At 60.0% G+C, this 16,508-nt stretch carries 12 protein-coding genes; 6 read left to right on the top strand and 6 right to left on the bottom strand.

The window, feature by feature from the left end; translation table 11 throughout:
* Positions 1–51: 51 nt before the first annotated feature.
* On the bottom strand, positions 52–2,160 hold the full coding sequence (locus FHT82_RS15895; RefSeq protein WP_183732808.1) for an alpha-amylase family protein: 2,109 nt from the start codon (positions 2,158–2,160) through the stop codon (positions 52–54).
* An 87-nt stretch (positions 2,161–2,247) separates the two neighbouring features.
* A complete protein-coding gene (locus FHT82_RS15890; protein ID WP_183732414.1) occupies positions 2,248–4,173 on the bottom strand; it encodes an ABC transporter substrate-binding protein in 1,926 nt (641 codons plus the stop codon).
* 185 nt (positions 4,174–4,358) lie between these two features.
* On the opposite strand from FHT82_RS15890, the gene FHT82_RS15885 reads away from it, so the two are divergent.
* Positions 4,359–5,414, top strand: a complete 1,056-nt coding sequence (locus FHT82_RS15885; RefSeq protein ID WP_183732411.1) for a LacI family DNA-binding transcriptional regulator — start codon at positions 4,359–4,361, stop codon at positions 5,412–5,414.
* A gap of 39 nt (positions 5,415–5,453) precedes the next feature.
* Here FHT82_RS15885 and FHT82_RS15880 read toward each other — a convergent pair whose 3' ends face one another.
* A complete protein-coding gene (locus tag FHT82_RS15880) occupies positions 5,454–6,221 on the bottom strand; it encodes a TIM barrel protein (protein WP_183732408.1) in 768 nt (255 codons plus the stop codon).
* A gap of 163 nt (positions 6,222–6,384) precedes the next feature.
* Between FHT82_RS15880 and FHT82_RS15875 the strand changes: the two genes are divergently transcribed.
* Positions 6,385–7,173 carry an SDR family oxidoreductase gene (locus FHT82_RS15875; protein ID WP_183732405.1) on the top strand — a complete coding sequence of 263 codons (789 nt, stop codon included), beginning with the start codon at positions 6,385–6,387 and terminating at the stop codon, positions 7,171–7,173.
* 203 nt (positions 7,174–7,376) lie between these two features.
* Positions 7,377–7,838 carry an Rrf2 family transcriptional regulator gene (locus FHT82_RS15870; RefSeq protein ID WP_183732402.1) on the top strand — a complete coding sequence of 154 codons (462 nt, stop codon included), beginning with the start codon at positions 7,377–7,379 and terminating at the stop codon, positions 7,836–7,838.
* A gap of 62 nt (positions 7,839–7,900) precedes the next feature.
* On the opposite strand, the gene FHT82_RS15865 is transcribed toward FHT82_RS15870, so the two are convergent.
* Entirely contained in the window at positions 7,901–9,025 is a 1,125-nt protein-coding gene (locus tag FHT82_RS15865; protein WP_183732399.1) for an acyl-CoA dehydrogenase family protein, read from the bottom strand.
* A 162-nt stretch (positions 9,026–9,187) separates the two neighbouring features.
* Between FHT82_RS15865 and FHT82_RS15860 the strand changes: the two genes are divergently transcribed.
* Positions 9,188–9,964, top strand: coding sequence for a metallophosphoesterase (locus FHT82_RS15860; protein WP_183732396.1), 777 nt, complete (start codon positions 9,188–9,190; stop codon positions 9,962–9,964).
* Positions 9,965–9,971: 7 nt separating this feature from the next.
* On the opposite strand, the gene FHT82_RS15855 is transcribed toward FHT82_RS15860, so the two are convergent.
* Together FHT82_RS15855 and FHT82_RS15850 are read right to left on the bottom strand one after the other, a co-directional pair.
* The gene (locus tag FHT82_RS15855) at positions 9,972–13,154 is read right to left on the bottom strand and encodes a multidrug efflux RND transporter permease subunit (RefSeq protein WP_183732393.1); all 3,183 of its coding nucleotides are present in this window, start codon (positions 13,152–13,154) and stop codon (positions 9,972–9,974) included.
* Positions 13,151–14,326 (bottom strand): efflux RND transporter periplasmic adaptor subunit, encoded by a 1,176-nt coding sequence (locus FHT82_RS15850; protein WP_183732390.1) that lies wholly within the window; start codon positions 14,324–14,326, stop codon positions 13,151–13,153. The genes FHT82_RS15855 and FHT82_RS15850 overlap by 4 nt, the downstream gene beginning before the upstream one ends.
* Before the next feature lie 496 nt (positions 14,327–14,822).
* Here FHT82_RS15850 and FHT82_RS15845 point away from each other — a divergent pair, with 496 nt between their 5' ends.
* Together FHT82_RS15845 and FHT82_RS15840 are read left to right on the top strand one after the other, a co-directional pair.
* Positions 14,823–15,287, top strand: a complete 465-nt coding sequence (locus tag FHT82_RS15845) for a MarR family transcriptional regulator (RefSeq protein WP_183732387.1) — start codon at positions 14,823–14,825, stop codon at positions 15,285–15,287.
* Complete coding sequence (locus FHT82_RS15840) at positions 15,280–16,503, top strand: HlyD family secretion protein (RefSeq protein WP_183732383.1); 1,224 nt, start codon at positions 15,280–15,282, stop codon at positions 16,501–16,503. Before FHT82_RS15845 ends, FHT82_RS15840 begins: the two co-directional genes overlap by 8 nt.
* The last annotated feature ends 5 nt before the right edge of the window (positions 16,504–16,508 follow it).

Below are 16,508 nucleotides of genomic sequence, written 5' to 3'. Positions count from 1 at the left end.
ATCCGCTTTCGGCCCTTCCAGGCCGAAAGCGCTCCTCCTTGTCTCAGCACCTCATTTCCAGGTGAGGTGCAGCACCTCCAGCCGTTCGATAGAAGGCACTTCCACCTGTGCGCGGCCATCTTTGACGCTGAAGTTTGCGGCTCGGTCGGCAACGACAAGCCATGCTTTGGCCACCGACTTGCCGTGGGGAATTTCCACTGAAACCGTCTGGGCCGCCAGAGAGTAATTTTCGCGTATCGGCCCCTTCATCATCATCGGGTTGGTAAGGTTGAAGAGGCTGACGGCTATACCTTCTGCGCTCTCGCGCAGCGCCATGTCGATGACACCGGGGCCTACCACGGTGACGCGTGAGGTCTTGCCGAGTGCCCAGCGGACAGCATTAGCAATCAACCTTCCATGGTCGACGGCGAAGACTTCCCAGAAGACTTCGCCGATGTTCCAGGGGATATAGACCGTGCGGCCGCCCTTGCCGGTTTCACGGGCGATAACGCCGGCGCCTTCCGGAGCCTTGCGCGGATAGACTTCTTCCATCGGGAGGTCCGGGAAATCAGGCACATAGAGGAAGGGCGTCGTCGCACTGCCGATGGGGTCGGCGTGGATGAGACGCGTGCCGCCCATGATGCGCTCGGCACCGTCATAGCCCTGATTGACCGGATGATCGCCCGAGAGCGCCACATAGGTGTTCTTGACGATGCCGCGCGGGCCGGAGACGAATTTCGCACCCAGCACGTCGGAAAGGCCGAACTCGCTGCGCTTCTTGCCGAATTCGTCGCGAAGCGAGGTTTCATAGGAGGCGACAATGCTGCCGCCGCGCTCCACATAGGCGCGGATCGCCTCGTTTTGAGCATTCGAAAGGCAGGAAGCGTTGGCGAGAATGATCAGTTTGAACCGGTCGAGGTTTTCCTTGGTCAGAACCTGATCGGAGAGAAGCTCGAAGGGCAAGCGGGCTTCGACGAGGGCATGGTAGAAACCGAGATCATGCTTCTCGGCGCTGTGTCGCTCTTCCGGCGCCCAGTGGCGGAGCGTGGTCGAGGGATCGATGACAGCGATTTCGGCCGTCGGTTGCATGCTTTCGAGGACGGGCTCGACGGCAGCCTGCAGGGCAAAGGAATCGGCGACCGGCTCCACCCAGCGCTTGTCTGGCACGACACCATTGAACTTGGTGAACCAGGCATAGAGGCCATGGGCCGTGCCATCGTTGATCCAGAGCTGCATCTCCTCGCCCGAGGTGACAGCATCCTTCCAGCGATATTCCTCCTCAGGACCGATCGAGGTGATGAGGACGACAGGCCGATCGGGGAAGGTGGCGCGGATGCGCTTGCCGTTGCGGCCGGCGGACCAGCCGAGCTCGAGGCCTTTACGGCCCTGATGATCGACGACGAGGAAGGGGCAATGTTTGGCGATGACTGAGAGGTCGAATTCCATGAGCGAAGCGCCACCCATGTTGGGGATGAAGCTCGCATGCGGGCGGATCGCTTTGACCGCATCGTCCCACTGGGCGATCATGTCGGTCAGAACCCGGCGGCGCCACTGTACCCAGGCCTGCCAGGCCGGATCCTCGGCATCGGGCTTTTTCGGCAGAGCGTGGCCGAACATATCCTTGAATCGGCGGGCGCTGTCTTCGCTGTAATCGACGCCGTGACCCTGCCAGCGATTGGCGAAGACGGCATCGATATCGTATTTGCGGACGATTTCCTTGACGACCTCAGGCATGAAGACCGTGTTGTAATCGCCATAAGCATTGGTGACCCAGACATCCGGATAGGCCCAGTGGCGGCGCGGCGTGCCATCGGCATTGATCATCACCCATTCGGGATGAGCCTTGGCGGCATCGTCATGGATCGCATGCGGGTCGACGCGGGCCATGACATGCATGTCGAGCTTGCGGGCGGCATCGACGAGCGCGCCGAAGATGTCCTTATCACCAAGATATTTGCTCACGTAGTGATAGGGAACTTCACTCGGATAATAGGCGATATAGCCGCCGGCGCTGAGGCAGACCGCATTCGATTTCGTGCGCTTGAAGACGTCGACCCAGAAGGCCGGATCATATTTCTCCGGGTCGTCCTCCACGAAGGTGAGCTGGGTCCAGCGCGTTGCGGTCTTGAACCAGTCGGGCGTTCGCAGCGTGTCGGTATTCTGTCTTCTGGCGTCGAGCATCGTCTTCATCCAATCATCGGCAAAAGAGGGGCCGCGGCGCCGGCTAGCGCGGCCGGCGCCTGCAATGCATCAAGCTGTTTCAGGCCGTCAGACCTTGTAGAACTGCTCCGGCATGGTGGGAGCGGGGGTCGGCCAGCCGAAGGAATTCGGCATGGTCTTGGTGATGTTCTTCATGTTGTTCTTGACGATGCCGTAACCATCCGGCGGCAGGGAAATGCCGAAGACATAGAAGTTTTCGGCAGCACCCTGCAGGATCTGTTTCATGATCTCCTGCTGGCTAGCTGGATCGGAGGTCGATTTCAGCTTGTCGTAAAGCTCGAGTTGCTTCTTCGTCTCTTCCGGCGGCTCTTCCGCATTGGCATTGTTGCGGTCGAGATACCAAAGCTGCCAGGCCGGGGCATACATGGCATTCGAATCCGTCGGCACGTAGTAGCGCGGGTCGAGCATCGCAGCGACGCCGCCATTCGCACCGAACTGGTGGGCCGTCGCATCGAAATCGCGGCCCTGGCGCACGCGGGTTTCCCAGAGCGAACGGTCCATGGTGCGCATCTGCGCATCGATGCCGACCGCCTGGAACATCGGGATGACCAGCTGGAAGAGATCGAGGAAGACGGCGCGCGCCTGGTCGATCTCGAAGATCACCGTCAGGCGGCGGCCCTTTTCATCGAGACGGAAGTTCTGGTCGTCGCGCTTCGGGATCAGCGTATCGAGCATGGCATTCGCCTTGTCGACATCGTAGCTGGTGAACTGTGTGGCAAGCTGCTCGTTGTAGAGCGGATCGCTCTGTTTGATCGAGGGCTGGGCAGGAGCGCCCTGGCCGACGAGCACGGCATCGATCAGCGACTGGCGATCGAGCGCCATGGAGAGCGCGGCGCGGAAATCCTTGTTGCGGAAGAGCTTGCGCTTGGTCTCGTCATTGTGGTTCAGGTTGAAGATGAAATTCATCACGTTGGCTTCGGTCGAGGTCAGCGTATAGAAATCATACTTGCCCTGTTCGCGCGCATCGTAGAGCACCGACTTGTTGTTCGGCGTGGCGATATACTGGTCCATCAGGTCGACTTCACCTTGCATGGCCTTCAGGAGCAGCACTTGCGGGTCCGCTACCATCTGATAGACGATGCGGTCCATGTAGGGGAGCTGGTTACCCTCCGTATCCACTTTCCAGTAGAAAGGGTTGCGTTCGGCAATAGCGCGTTCGGTATTCTCGCCGGGCGCTGTCGTAAACATCCAGGCATGCAGGCAGGGCTTCTTCGAGGAGTTCAGGAAGAAGGCATTGTCATCCTGGAAACCGGAGGCGGACTGGAAGGCGGCGATCCAGCTTTCGAAGCCGCGCTCTTTGGCAAGCTCGTTGGCCTTCGGGTTATAATCGATATGGAACTGCTCGAGGTAATGTTTGGGGCAGCGGGTCGTGTGGTCGCTATTGGACCAGGCGACCTGAAGCGGGAACATACCGTTAGGTTTTGCGAAGATAACTTTAAACGTCTGTTCGTCGACGATTTCGAGCTTGGCCGGCTTGCCGGCAGTTTTCCAGTGACCTTGGCCGTTCACGGCAACGCGCTTGTCGGTAAGGATGGTATCGTACCAGAATTTCACGTCCGCGGTGGTATAGGGTTGGCCGTCCGACCACTTCATACCCTTGCGCAGGCGGATGGTGTATTCGGTGGAATCCGTATTGCCATCGAAGGCTTCGGCGACGTTCAGCGTCACGCCGGACCAATCGGGCGTGTAGCGCAGCAGCGGCTCATAGGCCTGATAGCGGAACAGCATCGACAGCGAACCGCCGCCGACGAGCGCCATATTCCAGTCGCCGCCATATTTGCCGACGCTTTCAACCGGTTTGATGACGAGCGGATTTTCCGGCAGCCGATCCTTCAGAGCCGGTAGCACGCCGCTTGAAACTTTCTCCTTCAGAATGTCCGCTTCTTTGAAGTCGGCGGCAAAAACCGGCAGGGCCGGCAGGATCAGAACGGCCGAAGTCCCGGCCAGAAACGCACGACGTTTCAGCTTGATCATAGGGTTCTCCTCCAAAAATCCCCAGCCCTTATCGTTATTTTTGGCTTCAGGCTGAGATAACGGAAAGAATACATTTGGATATTGTTAGGTAAAGCGTTATGTTTTGTTATGGCAAGAATTTGCAATTCCGGTAGGGAAGGTGTAGCGAAGCGCTCCGAATGCCGGACGGGAAATCGAGGTGTAGAGTGGGAAGCAGGGGGCGAGTTACCTTACAGACGATCGCGCGGGAGGTCGGCCTCTCGAAATATGCGGTCTCGCGCTCGCTGGCAGGCAAGAGCGGCGTCAGTGAGGAGACGCGCGCGCTGATCCGCGCGACGGCCGAGCGGCTGGGCTATACGCGCCCTGCCGGCCAATCGCAGACGAACGATATCGCTGTCGTTTTCCACGATCTCGATGCCGTCAACAGTGAACTCTACATGCAGATCCAGAATGGCGTGCAGCGTGAGGCACACAGGCTGGGCATGGCACTACGCATCCGTTGGACACATAGCGCTGGTCAGCTTGAGGAATTGGCGTGTTCCTGCGCCGGGCTGCTGCTTGTCGGTCCGCATGACCGGGAGGCAATCGCCGCAGCAACAGCAATCGGGGTGCCGATCGTGCGTTTCGGCTGGGTTGATCCGCTGGAGCAGGCGGATCAGATCACCGGCACGGACCATGAGGCGGGCCAGGCCGTGCTTCAATATCTGATCGGGCTTGGTCACCGGTCGATCTGCTATGTCAACGGCACGCCCGGTTTCCGAGGCCGGCGCGAGCGCTTCTATGGGGCGCGGGAGATTGCAGAACGCTGCGAGGATGTCTCGCTGCATGTGCTGCGGTTCGACGAGCAGGTCGGCTTCGGCGAGGTTTTCAAGGACCTCAAGGCAAAGGGTATTCACCCGACAGCCTTCTTCTGTGCCCATGACGGACTGGCGCTAACGGTGGTTTCCGAACTGCTGGGCCAGGGCTATCGCATTCCCGATGATGTCTCGGTCGTCGGCTTCGGCGATTTCTCACCGGCTACGCAGATTTCGCCGCCGTTGACGACGGTGAAAATGGAAGGGCAGGAGGGCGGGGCCGTCGGTCTCCGGCTGCTCCTGGAGCGGATAGAAAATCCGCGTCTGCCCGGCATGCCCGCCCGCCGCGTCATGATCGCGTCACGCATCGTCGAGCGCCGGTCTGCCGGTCCGTGCAAGGTCGCGGCAGCGACCGATCCAGTAAAGCCGCAATCGGAAATCGCTCAGAACAACGCGCTCGTGAAGTGATTGGGCTGGAGTTGCCGGATGGCGGCAGAGAGCTGAACGTCAGCCCAACCTCGCTGCAACCGCCTTCACTGCATCGGCACCCGGCGCGAGGGGCTTGTATTCCAGCCCGATAGCGCCGGTGTAGCCGTTGGCGAAGATCCAGTTGAGGCGGTGAGCGAGATCGATCGTGCCGGTGCTAGGTTCGTTGCGGCCTGGGTGATCGGCCACGTGGACGTGAAACACGCGGTCTAAGCGGCCAGCCAGAACATCTTCCGTGCGTTCGTCCATAACAGCGGAATGATAGATATCATAAACGATGCCTATTTCCGGACGGGCGACATCATCGACGATGTCCAGGCCCTCGCTGGTGGAATCGAGGAAATAACCGATATGGTCGATGCGGATGTTGAGCGGTTCCACACCGAGGCGCACGCCGCTACCATCAAGGATATCGGCGCCGGCTCGCAGTGTTTCCGTCAGCGCCTTGCGTTGTTCATCCCGCGTGAAGCCCGCGAGATCGTCGCCGGCCTGCGCGATCAGGACAGGCGCGCCGAGGCGTTTTGCGACGGCAACGGAATCGGCAAGGCCGTTCAGCCAGGTCTCGCGATTGGCGGCGTTGGTGAGCGCGATCATCGGCTCGGCGACAAGGCTCGTTACCTTGAGACCGGTTTCCTTCAATGCAGCTTCGATCGCGTCGAGATCCTTGTCCGTCCAGCGCCAGAATTCGATCGCATCGAGACCGGCGGCATGGGCACGGCGGATGCGATCGGCGAAAATGTCGCCGTCCTCGGCAAACAGCCATTCGATGCAAGCTGAATAAAGTCGCATGAAAACTCCTCCACTATCGCTTCAGGCATGTGACAGATCCCAGCCTGCGGCAAGAGGGATCGGCTCCTGATGCTGATGATTTTCCGCCGTGGCTTGACGGGCAGAACCAATGCCGGAAGAGTTGACGAATTGGCCGGACCGTCGGCCGGATTGGGAGGATTTCATGGATCTCGGATTGAAGGGAAAGACCGCCGTCATCACGGGTGGTTCGGTCGGTATCGGGCTTGCCATCGCCGAAGGGTTGGCGGCCGAGGGTGCCAACCTCATTTTGTCTGCGCGTGGACGCGAGCGGCTGGATGCCGAAGCCGTGCGCATCGCTGAAAAATATGATGTCAGCGCCATTGCGGTCGAAAGCGATGTGGCGACTGTCGAAGGTACGGAGGCGATCATCGCGGCGGCAGCCGACCATGGTGGAGCGGATATTCTCATCAACAATGCCGGCACCGGCTCCAATGAGACGGTCATGGAGGCGCCCGACGAGAAGTGGCAGGCGTATTTTGATCTGCATGTGATGGCCGCCGTGCGCCTTGCCCGCGGAATTGCGCCGCAGATGAAGAAGCGCGGCGGCGGAGTGATCCTCCATAATGCCTCGATCTGCGCCGTGCAACCGCTCTGGTACGAGCCGATCTACAATGTCACCAAGGCGGCGCTCATGATGTTTTCCAAGACGCTTTCCACGGAGCTTGTGAAGGACAAGATCCGCGTCAACTGCGTCAATGCCGGCCTTATTCTGACACCCGACTGGATCAAGACTGCCAAGCAACTGACGGCCGAGACTGGCGGTGACTGGGAGGGTTACCTGCAAAGCGTGGCGGATGAACATGCCTCATCCAAGCGTTTCGGCACGCCGGAGGAGCTCGCAAACTTCTTCGTTTTCCTCTGCTCCGACCGGTCGAGCTATAGCATCGGTTCTACCTATTTCGTCGATGGCGGCATGCTGAAAACAGTCTAGCTCCCGCGATTTCCGGTCCCGCATCAGCCTGTTGGTGTCGGACCGGCATTAAACTTCGGAAGACTTCGGAAGAGCGGTTTCGCGGCAACATAAATCGCCAAAATAACCCATAAAAACGGGTTATTTTGTTGTCTCTTCATGGTTTTGACTCTATTTGCCTGCTATTACAGAAGAATAATGCCGCAAAGTGCAGGGCGACCGAGATGCTGACGAAAAAGGGAAAATACGGATTGAAGGCGCTGGTTGATCTGGCGCGGCTGGCGCCGGGCGAAACCGCCTTCATCAATGATATTGCTTCGCGCAACAACATCCCGAAGAAGTTCCTCGACACGATCCTCTTGGAATTGCGCAATGTCGGCATTCTGCGGTCGAAGAAGGGGCCGGGCGGTGGCTATTCGCTTTCGCGCCCTGCGTCGGAGATCCGCATCGGTCACGTCATCCGCACGCTGGACGGGCCGCTCGCGCCGATCCGCTGTGCTAGCCGCACGGCCTATGAGGCTTGCGATGATTGTTCCGATCCCGAGACCTGTCAGGTGCGGCGCTCGATGACCGAAGTCCGGGACGCGATCGCCGCCATTCTCGACAATATGACACTCGAGCAGTTCGTTGCCGGTGGCGGCATCGAAACGGTCGAGGAAAAGGTCCCGGTTTCTGCGGCGAGCTGATCCGCTCTCTTCGTTTTTCCGCAATTCCGGCAAAGCCGCTGCACACTTCTGCCGGAATTGCTTCAGTTTTCGCTGATTTTCAGAATATGCGCTCCCGCTGCGTTCAGCAGCGGTTCGCGTTGAATCGCCATGTCGTGGATACGGGCGTTCCTCCAGTGACGGTCGAGGTTGAGCGCTATGCTACCCGTTGTGCCCCGAGCCAGTTCGAAGAGAGCATTTGCCGTTGCCAGCGCCACCTCGGTTGCCGTGAGGCAGGCGGATGAGGCGGAGAAACAGGCTTCCGCCATGGCTGCCCCGGCGGGGCTTACCTGGGCGATATCAAGCTTGCGGCCGGCCTGTTCCAGCGCTCCGGTCGCGGTTTCGATACGGATTGCGTGCTCGCCGATTTTGCTGGAGAAGGCAGAGGGGTCCTTCGCCATGAGAAGCAGGTCGGAAAAGGCGGCGCGGGCTATGCCGAGGCCGACGGCTGCATGCAGCAGAAGGCCCAGAGATTTTTCCGTTGCGTGATCGCCGGAAAGGGCGGCGGTGACGGTATCGGCATTTACATGCAGCTTGCCGGCAATCAGCGTTGCCGTGCCGTTGGTGCGGAGGCCGAAGGCGTCCCAATCGTCCACCGCCTGCAATTCGTCGCTGTCACGCTGAAGGTGGAGCGTTACCCTGCGGCCGCCGGGATCGATCGCTGCCACGGCGATCCAGTCGGAAAAGAGAATAGCTGCTGCCTGTTCCGACCGGCCTGTCAGGCAAAAGCCGGAGCCTTCGGCGACGAGGCCTGCCTGCTCGCTAAAGCGGGTGGCGGCGAAGCGGTCGCCGTCCAGTGCACGGGCAAAGAGGGTGCTCTTCAACTCTTCCGAAGGCTGGTTTCGCAGCCCTTCCAGCACGCGGAAGTGAGATGCCAGCACGTTGCCGATCGAGGCGTCGCTTTCGGCGATGATGGCGACGATCTCGGCGAGCAGGGCGTTCGAAACATCGAGCCCCTGATATTCCGGGGGCACGGTGATTGCCGTCAGGCCGGATTGCGAGAGCGTGTCGAGCTCGGCATTGGGCATGAGGCGATTGATGTCGCGCTCGTTTGCCTGCCGGCGAAAGGCGGCCGCAAGCTCGCGGGCCGTGGAAACGGCTTCTTCCTCGGTCTCGATGCGATGCGCCGGAGGGCGCACATTGTCGTGCAACTGCGATACGGTGCCCATCTGCCACTCTTTCCTTATGTTAAAAAAGTGCGCGATTGCATCGGCTTGCGTAAGACCGGTTTTTCCACAAAAGCCCGACCGGCCGAATTTTCCTACCAGCTTGATCGACTTGCCGTATGCTCTAGTTATGGTTAAGGGACGGCCAACTGATCAGGAATGATGATGAGCGATTCTCTTGCACGAAGCCGCGAGGGTTCGAAGGCTGGACGTCAGCCGCGTCCGCGCGTGAGCATGGATATAGCCGAAATCCCGACCTATGCCATCGGCGACGTGCACGGTCGTCTCGACCTGCTGCAGAAAGCGGAAGAGGCGATCGTGCGCGATGCCGAGCATCTGCCGGGCACCAAGCTCATCGTCATGCTCGGCGATTATGTCGATCGCGGCCCTCAATCGGCGCATGTTCTCAGCCATCTCATGGATCCGGCGCCCGAAGGCTTCGAGCGCATCTGCCTTGCCGGTAACCATGAGATCGTCATGCTCGACTATATCGACGGCTGGGCATCCTATGACGACTGGATGACCATGGGTGCTGCCGAGCTTCTGCGATCTTACGGTCTCGATCCCGATCATCTGCCGCTTGTCTTCCGCTCCGGTGCGCAGCTCGACGCCTTCATCCGCCAATCGCTGCCGCATACGCATATCGACTTTATCCGCGCCATGCCGATCATGCTTGACACGCCTGACGTCGTCTTCGTGCATGCCGGTATCGATCCGCGGGTGACGCTCGAAGAGCAAGCGGATGACGACCTGGCCTTCATCCGCCAGCGTTTCCTGGAAAGCCCACTGCCGCTGCCGAAACTCATCGTGCACGGACATACACCCAGCGACCAGCCGGATGTACAGCCGATGCGGCTGAACCTCGATACCCGCGCCTTCAGGAGCGGCAAGCTCTCCGTTGCCCGCTTCTGGCAGGGGCAGGTTCACCTATTCTCCACCTAAGCCCCGCTCAGGCCGCGTTTTCCTCGGCGTCTGCATGTGCAGCCGGCACCTCCGCCGGCTTTTTGCGCCAGCGGCGCAGCACGACGTAGAAGACCGGCGTCAGGAACAGGCCGAAGATCGTTACCCCCAGCATGCCGGAGAACACGGCGGTGCCGAGCGACTGGCGCATTTCAGCACCGGGGCCGGTGGCGATGGCGAGCGGCAGAACGCCGAAGATGAAGGCGAAGGCCGTCATCAGGATCGGGCGCAGGCGAAGATGGCTTGCCTCGATTGCGGCATCCACGACGCTTTTCCCTTCTTCTTCTGCCTGTCTTGCAAACTCGACGATCAGGATGGCGTTCTTGGCAGCAAGACCGATCAGCACGATCAAGCCGATCTGTGTCAGGACGTTGTTGTCCATTCCCCTGAGCCACACGCCAATCAATGCGGCAAGCACTGCGAGCGGAACGATGAGGATGATCGCCAGAGGCAGGACCCAGCTTTCATATTGTGCCGCAAGCGCAAGGAAGACGAAGATCACCGACAGGACGAAGATATAGATTGCGGTATTGCCGGTGTGGGTTTCCTGATAGGCAAGCTCAGTCCACTCGAAGCTCGTTCCCGGCGGCAGGATCTGCCCCGCCAGCGCTTCCATCTTCTTGATGGCGTCGCCGGTCGATGTGCCGGGCGTCGGGTTGCCCTGAATCGGCACCGAGACATACATGTTGTAGCGCTGGACAAGTGCCGGACCGCTGGAATCCTGGATATCCATCAGAGTGCCAAGCGGAACCAGCGCGCCGGTTGCCGATCGAACCTTCAGCGCGAGAATGTCGTCCCTCTCCATGCGATATTGCCGGTCAGCCTGGGCGCGAACCTGGTAGACGCGCCCGAACGCATTGAAATCGTTCACATAGGCGACACCAAGGTTGATGGACAATGCGTTGAAGATATTGGGGATCGGCACGTTCAGGAAACGTGCCTTGTCGCGGTCGATTGCAAGGAAATATTGCGGGCTTGCATCTGAGAATGTCGTAAAGACGCCGGTCAGTCCCGGGGTCGTTGCAGCGGCGCCCATCATCTGGCGAGCGAGACCCAGGACACGCGTCATGTCAGAGCTCTCAAGATCCAAAATCTGCATCTTGAAGCCGCCCGAATTGCCGACGCCACGCACGGATGGCGGCGGGATGGCAATGATGAAGGCTTCCTGGATGCTCTGAAGCTTGCCGTAGAGCTCGCCGATGATCTTGTTGGCGGTCTCGCCGCCTTCTTCACGTTCGGCAAAGGATTTGAACGGGACGAAGACGACGCCGGCATTCGAGGCATTGGTGAAGGTCGCCCCGCTGAAGCCGGCAAATTGCACGGCATTGCCGACGCCTGGCACCGTGCGGGCGATGTCACCCACCTGTTTGACGACGGCGTCGGTACGCGCCAGCGAGGCGCCGTCCGGAAGCTGGATGACGACGATCGCATAACCCTGGTCCATGGTCGGGATGAAGCCCGAGGGAACCTTCTGGCCCATGTACCAGGTCGCGCCCAGCAGGCCGGCGAAGACGACGAGCGAAGCGGTCAATCCGACCCAGCTGCTGACCAGATGCCGGACGATCCAGGAATAGCCCAAGCTCATTCGATCGAAGCCGCGGTTGAAGCCATTTGCAAGACCGCTCCCCAACTGGGAGAAGATATTCTTGCGCTTGCTTTCGTGATCATGGGTTTTGAGCAAGATGCCTGCGAGCGCAGGCGAAAGGGTCAGTGAATTCAATGCGGAAATTGCCGTGGTGACTGATATCGTCACCGCAAACTGTTTGTAGAACTGACCGGAAATCCCCGGAATGAAGGCCGTCGGCACGAACACTGCGATCAGCACCAGCGAGATGGCGACGACGGCGGTTCCGACTTCGTCCATCGTAACGTGCGCCGCCTGTTTCGGCGTCATGCCGCGCGCCAGGTTTCGCTCGACATTTTCCACCACTACGATCGCATCGTCGACGACGATACCTATCGCCAGTACGAGGCCGAACAGGGTGAGCATGTTGAGCGAGAAGCCAAAGGCGAGCAGGACTGCGAAAGTGCCGATCAGCGATACGGGGATGGCGATGATCGGAATGAGGGCGGTTCGCCAGGATTGCAGGAAAACGAGGACGACGATCGCCACGAGGATCGCCGCTTCAGCGATGGTCCTATAGACCTCGTAGATCGAATCCGCGATGAATTCGGTCGTGTCATAGACGATGCGATATTCCAGCCCCTGCGGGAAATTCTGAGACAGGTCCTTCATGATGGCCTGGATCTGATGGGCGGTATCCAGTGCGTTGGTTCCCGGTCGAGCAAAGATGCCGAGGGCGACGGCCGGGTCATTATTGAGATAGCTGTTGGTGACGTAATCCTGTGCGCCAAGTTCGATGCGGGCGACATCCTGCAAGGCCACGAGCCGGCCGGTTGCTGTCGATTTTACAATGACATAGCGGAACTGCCGCACGTCCGAGAAGCGTCCGTCCGTTCGTACCGTATATTCGAACGCATTCTTGCCGGTGACGGGCGGGGCGCCGATCTTGCCGCCAGATACTTGGACGTTCTGGTCTCTCAATGCGGCGACGACGTCATCGGATGTCATTCCGTAGGCAGAGAGCTTTTCCGGATCCAGCCAGATTCGCATCGAATACTGGCGCTCGCCGAAGAGCTGCACGTCGCCGACGCCGTCAAGGCGCACGAGAACGTCGCGTATGCGGTTGCGGGCGTAGTTCGAGACGTAGAGCTGGTCATAGCGGTGCGACGGCGACAGTAGATGCACCACCATCATCAGGTCAGGCGAGCTCTTGTCGGTGGTCACGCCGAGCCGCTGGACTTCATCGGGAAGGCGGGGCAGGGCGATGGAAACGCGGTTCTGCACAAGCACCTGAACCTTGTCGAGATCGGTGCCGAGCTTGAAGGTGATCGTCAGCGACATGGCGCCATCGGCGCTGGAGTAGGAAGACATGTAGAGCATGTCTTCGACGCCGTTGATCTGCTGTTCGAGCGGGGTCGAAACCGTGTCGGCGATCGTCTGCGGATCGGCGCCCGGATAGGAGGTGCGCACGACGATGGTCGGCGGTGCGATCTCCGGATATTGGGAGACCGGCAATTGCGTGTAGGCAATGCTGCCAACGACGAGAAGAACAATGGAGATGACGGCCGCAAAGATCGGCCGGTCCACGAAGAAATGGGCAAATCTCATTGGCTGCTCTCCGCACCGGCGGTTTCCGGCGGCGCGTCTGTCCGCTCCTTCGGCAGTTCGGTCATCTGAGGTGTTACCTTTGCGCCGGGCCGGGCGCGTATCAGGCCGTTGACAATGATCGTCTCGGTGCCGTCGAGGCCTTCGCGAATGACGCGGTAGCCGTAGAGCCGCGGGCCGGGCCGGACGGGCTTGGTCGAAACCGTGCCGTCTGGTGCGACAACATAAACGACGCGCTCATTCTGGTCGGAACCGATTGCCTCGTCGGGGACGAGAATGGCCTGATAGGTGTTAGAAGCTTCGACCTGGATGCGGCCGAAGAGGCCGGGCTGAAGGACGAGATCAGGATTGGGGAAGCGGGCACGCAGACGAATGGTGCCGCTCTCGTTGTCGATCCGGTTCTCGGCGAAATCGAGTTTTCCCTGGAACGGCTTGGCATTGGGATCCGAGATCGTGACGGTTACATCCAGTCCGCCGCCGCCCTGCTGGAGAGCCTTGCCCAGTTTGCGCGCCGTGTCGGCGAAGTTCAGCAGGCGGCGCTCGTCGACATCGAAATAGAAATCGATCGGATCGAGTGAGACGATCGTCGTCAGCACGGTCTGATCTGTCTGCACGAGGTTGCCGGCAGAGATCAGGCGCCGGTCGATGCGGCCGCTAAGCGGCGCGGTGATCTCCGTATATTCCATGTCGAGAGCCGCGCGATCGGCTGCAGCCTGAGCGCCGCGGACATTGGCTTGCGCCGAATCGAATTCACGGCGGCGATCGTCCAGCGTCTGCGCCGACTGGCTGCCGCTCGAAGCAAGCGACTGGGCGCGCTTATATTGCGCATCGGCAAAGACCAGAGCCGATTTCGACGCTTCGAGCGCGGCATTCGCCTGATTGAGCGCGGTGACAAACGGCCGCTGATCGATGACGAAGAGCCGGTCGCCCTGTTTCACCAGTGCGCCGTCGGTGAAGTCGATCTCCTGCAGATAGCCACCGACGCGCGAGCGGACGGAAACCTCATCGACAGGCTCGAAACGGCCGATGAACTCATCATTGTCGACCACATCGCGCACGACGGGCTTGGCAACGGTGACGGGTGGGGGAGCAGGCGCCTGCTGCGCCTCGGCAATAAGTGGCAGGAAGGCTGCGAAGCAGCCGAGCGCCAGTGTCTGTCGAAGTGAATAAGCCATTCCGGTCCCCCTTGCGGGCGGCCGAACGCAGCCGCCTGAACCTATGCCTGAGATAAGCTGTTCATACCTGCTGGAACGAAAGCATGAGCCTTCGTCCTAAGTCCGAATTCTACTCATGTTTGGCTGCCGGGAAGATGACAGGTGCAAGCCAGCGCCTCGAAATCAACCGGAGGGAGAAAATTCTGCTTCCCCCTAACTCTATGAAGGCAGACTATAAACGGGAGAATCCAAAAATTGCAAACGTCAATTGATTGCATTGATTTGGAGTTCCCCAAACCCCGGCATTTCCGCCGATGTGTCGCTTTATCACATTGCTGTGACGAGTTCCGGCCGCTGCTTGGATCTTTCGAAAGACCGGATCGAAGGCTCCCCTTAGTGCCGGCTGCGGCATTTTGGCCGCAGGTGCGGAATCTTGAGGCTGCATCCTTGTGCGCTGCCTATGCTCAATATATCTACCAATATCATAAGGATGCTTATTACTAGCCGGCGAAGGTATATGACCAACAATCCGACACTCGGTTTTCTTCTGCACGACGTTGCCCGTCTGCTTCGCAAGCGGTTCGAGCAGCGCGCAAAGGACCTTGGGCTGACGCGGTCTCAGTGGCAGACGCTTGCCTATCTCGCCAATAATGAGGGCATCCATCAGAGCGGGCTTGCCGAAATCCTCGAAATCGAGCCGATCACGCTGGTCCGCATCCTCGACAAGCTTGCCGAGCGCGGCCTGATCGAGCGCCGCCAGCACCCGACCGACCGGCGCATCTGGCTGCTTTACATGCGTGAAGCAGCTCATCCGATTCTCGCCGAAATGCGAGGGATCGGCGACGTGACGCGCGGCGAAGCATTGGAAAGCGTCACGCCCGAACAGCGCGACCAGCTTTTCCACATCCTGTCCGTAATGAAGACGAACCTGGTGCAGGCGTGCCGGTCTCCGGTCGCCGAGAATGAGACGAAACATGGCTGACCAATCCCCGCTGCGCGTCGTGTCCGATGCGAGTGCCAAGAACCCTGTCGAAGAAAAAGACATTCCCCAACAACCGGAAACGGTAGCTGAGGCGCCTTCATCCAATTCAGCGCCTGCGGCTGCCGCGGTGGCTGCGCCTGGCGGCAACAAGGTCCGCCGCCGGCGCAGCTTCACCCGCCCCGTCCTCTTTGCCCTGCTGCCCGTGGCGCTCGCCGTCGGCGGCTATTATTACGTCAATGGCGGTCAGGTCATGTCGACCGATAACGCCTATATCCAGGCGGACATGGTGGGCATCACGACCGATGTTTCGGGCATCGTCGCGCAGATCAACGTGCACGAGAACGAGCAGGTCAAGGCGGGGCAGGTGCTTTTCAGCCTGCAGTCCGACGCCTTCAGGATCGCGCTTGACGGCGCCAAGGCGCAGCTCGGCGCGCAGCGCAACCAGATCATGAACCTCAAGGCCAGCTACCAGCAGTCGCTTGCCGAGATCACCCAGGCCGAAGCCGATCTGCCCTATTACCAGGATCAGTTCGACCGGCAGCAGAGCCTCGTCAACAACGGCAGCGCGACGCAATCGGCCTATGACGAAGCCAAGCACAATCTCGAGGCCGCGCAGCAGAAGGTCTCCGTCGCCAAGGCGGAAGCCGCAACGACGCTCGCCCAGCTCGGCGGCAATGCCGACCAGCCGATCGAGGAAAACCCGCTCTATCTGCAGGCCAAGTCGCAGGTCGACAACGCCCAGCGCGAGCTCGACCACAGCGTCGTCAAGGCACCCTTCGATGGCATCGTGACCAACGTCAACGCACTGCAGGTCGGTTCCTATCTGCAGGCTTCGCAGCAGGCCTTCTCGCTGGTTTCGACCTCGCACCTGTGGATTGCCGCAAGTCCGAAGGAAACCGAGCTGACCTACGTCAAGCCCGGCCAGTCGGTCGATATCTACGTCGACACCTATCCGGGCGTCCTATGGAAGGGCAAGGTCGAGAGCATCAGCCCGGCTTCCGGTTCCTCCTTCTCGCTGCTGCCGGCACAGAACACGACCGGCAACTGGGTGAAGGTCGTACAGCGTATTCCGATGCGCGTCAGCATCGACGACTCTCAGGGCAAACCGCCGCTCCGTGTGGGCATGAGCACGGTCGTCGATGTCGATACCGGCCATGCGCGTGGCCTTCCCGATTTCATCAGCAATCTTCTGGGCCAGGCCAAGAGCCACGAGTAACGGCC

This window comes from Rhizobium sp. BK275, assembly GCF_014193555.1.
Taxonomy (GTDB): Bacteria; Pseudomonadota; Alphaproteobacteria; order Rhizobiales; family Rhizobiaceae; genus Rhizobium.
This window is presented reverse-complemented; position numbering and strand designations above follow the sequence as displayed.

What these genes read in the sequence shown, in the direction of transcription:
- FHT82_RS15895 (WP_183732808.1), bottom strand. Translation starts at nt 2,160, where the DNA reads ATGCTCGACGCCAGAAGACAGAATACCGACACGCTGCGAACGCCCGAC.
- FHT82_RS15890 (WP_183732414.1), bottom strand. Translation starts at nt 4,173, where the DNA reads ATGATCAAGCTGAAACGTCGTGCGTTTCTGGCCGGGACTTCGGCCGTT.
- FHT82_RS15880 (WP_183732408.1), bottom strand. Translation starts at nt 6,221, where the DNA reads ATGCGACTTTATTCAGCTTGCATCGAATGGCTGTTTGCCGAGGACGGC.
- FHT82_RS15875 (WP_183732405.1), top strand. Translation starts at nt 6,385, where the DNA reads ATGGATCTCGGATTGAAGGGAAAGACCGCCGTCATCACGGGTGGTTCG.
- FHT82_RS15870 (WP_183732402.1), top strand. Translation starts at nt 7,377, where the DNA reads ATGCTGACGAAAAAGGGAAAATACGGATTGAAGGCGCTGGTTGATCTG.
- FHT82_RS15865 (WP_183732399.1), bottom strand. Translation starts at nt 9,025, where the DNA reads ATGGGCACCGTATCGCAGTTGCACGACAATGTGCGCCCTCCGGCGCAT.
- FHT82_RS15860 (WP_183732396.1), top strand. Translation starts at nt 9,188, where the DNA reads ATGAGCGATTCTCTTGCACGAAGCCGCGAGGGTTCGAAGGCTGGACGT.
- FHT82_RS15855 (WP_183732393.1), bottom strand. Translation starts at nt 13,154, where the DNA reads ATGAGATTTGCCCATTTCTTCGTGGACCGGCCGATCTTTGCGGCCGTC.
- FHT82_RS15850 (WP_183732390.1), bottom strand. Translation starts at nt 14,326, where the DNA reads ATGGCTTATTCACTTCGACAGACACTGGCGCTCGGCTGCTTCGCAGCC.
- FHT82_RS15845 (WP_183732387.1), top strand. Translation starts at nt 14,823, where the DNA reads ATGACCAACAATCCGACACTCGGTTTTCTTCTGCACGACGTTGCCCGT.
- FHT82_RS15840 (WP_183732383.1), top strand. Translation starts at nt 15,280, where the DNA reads ATGGCTGACCAATCCCCGCTGCGCGTCGTGTCCGATGCGAGTGCCAAG.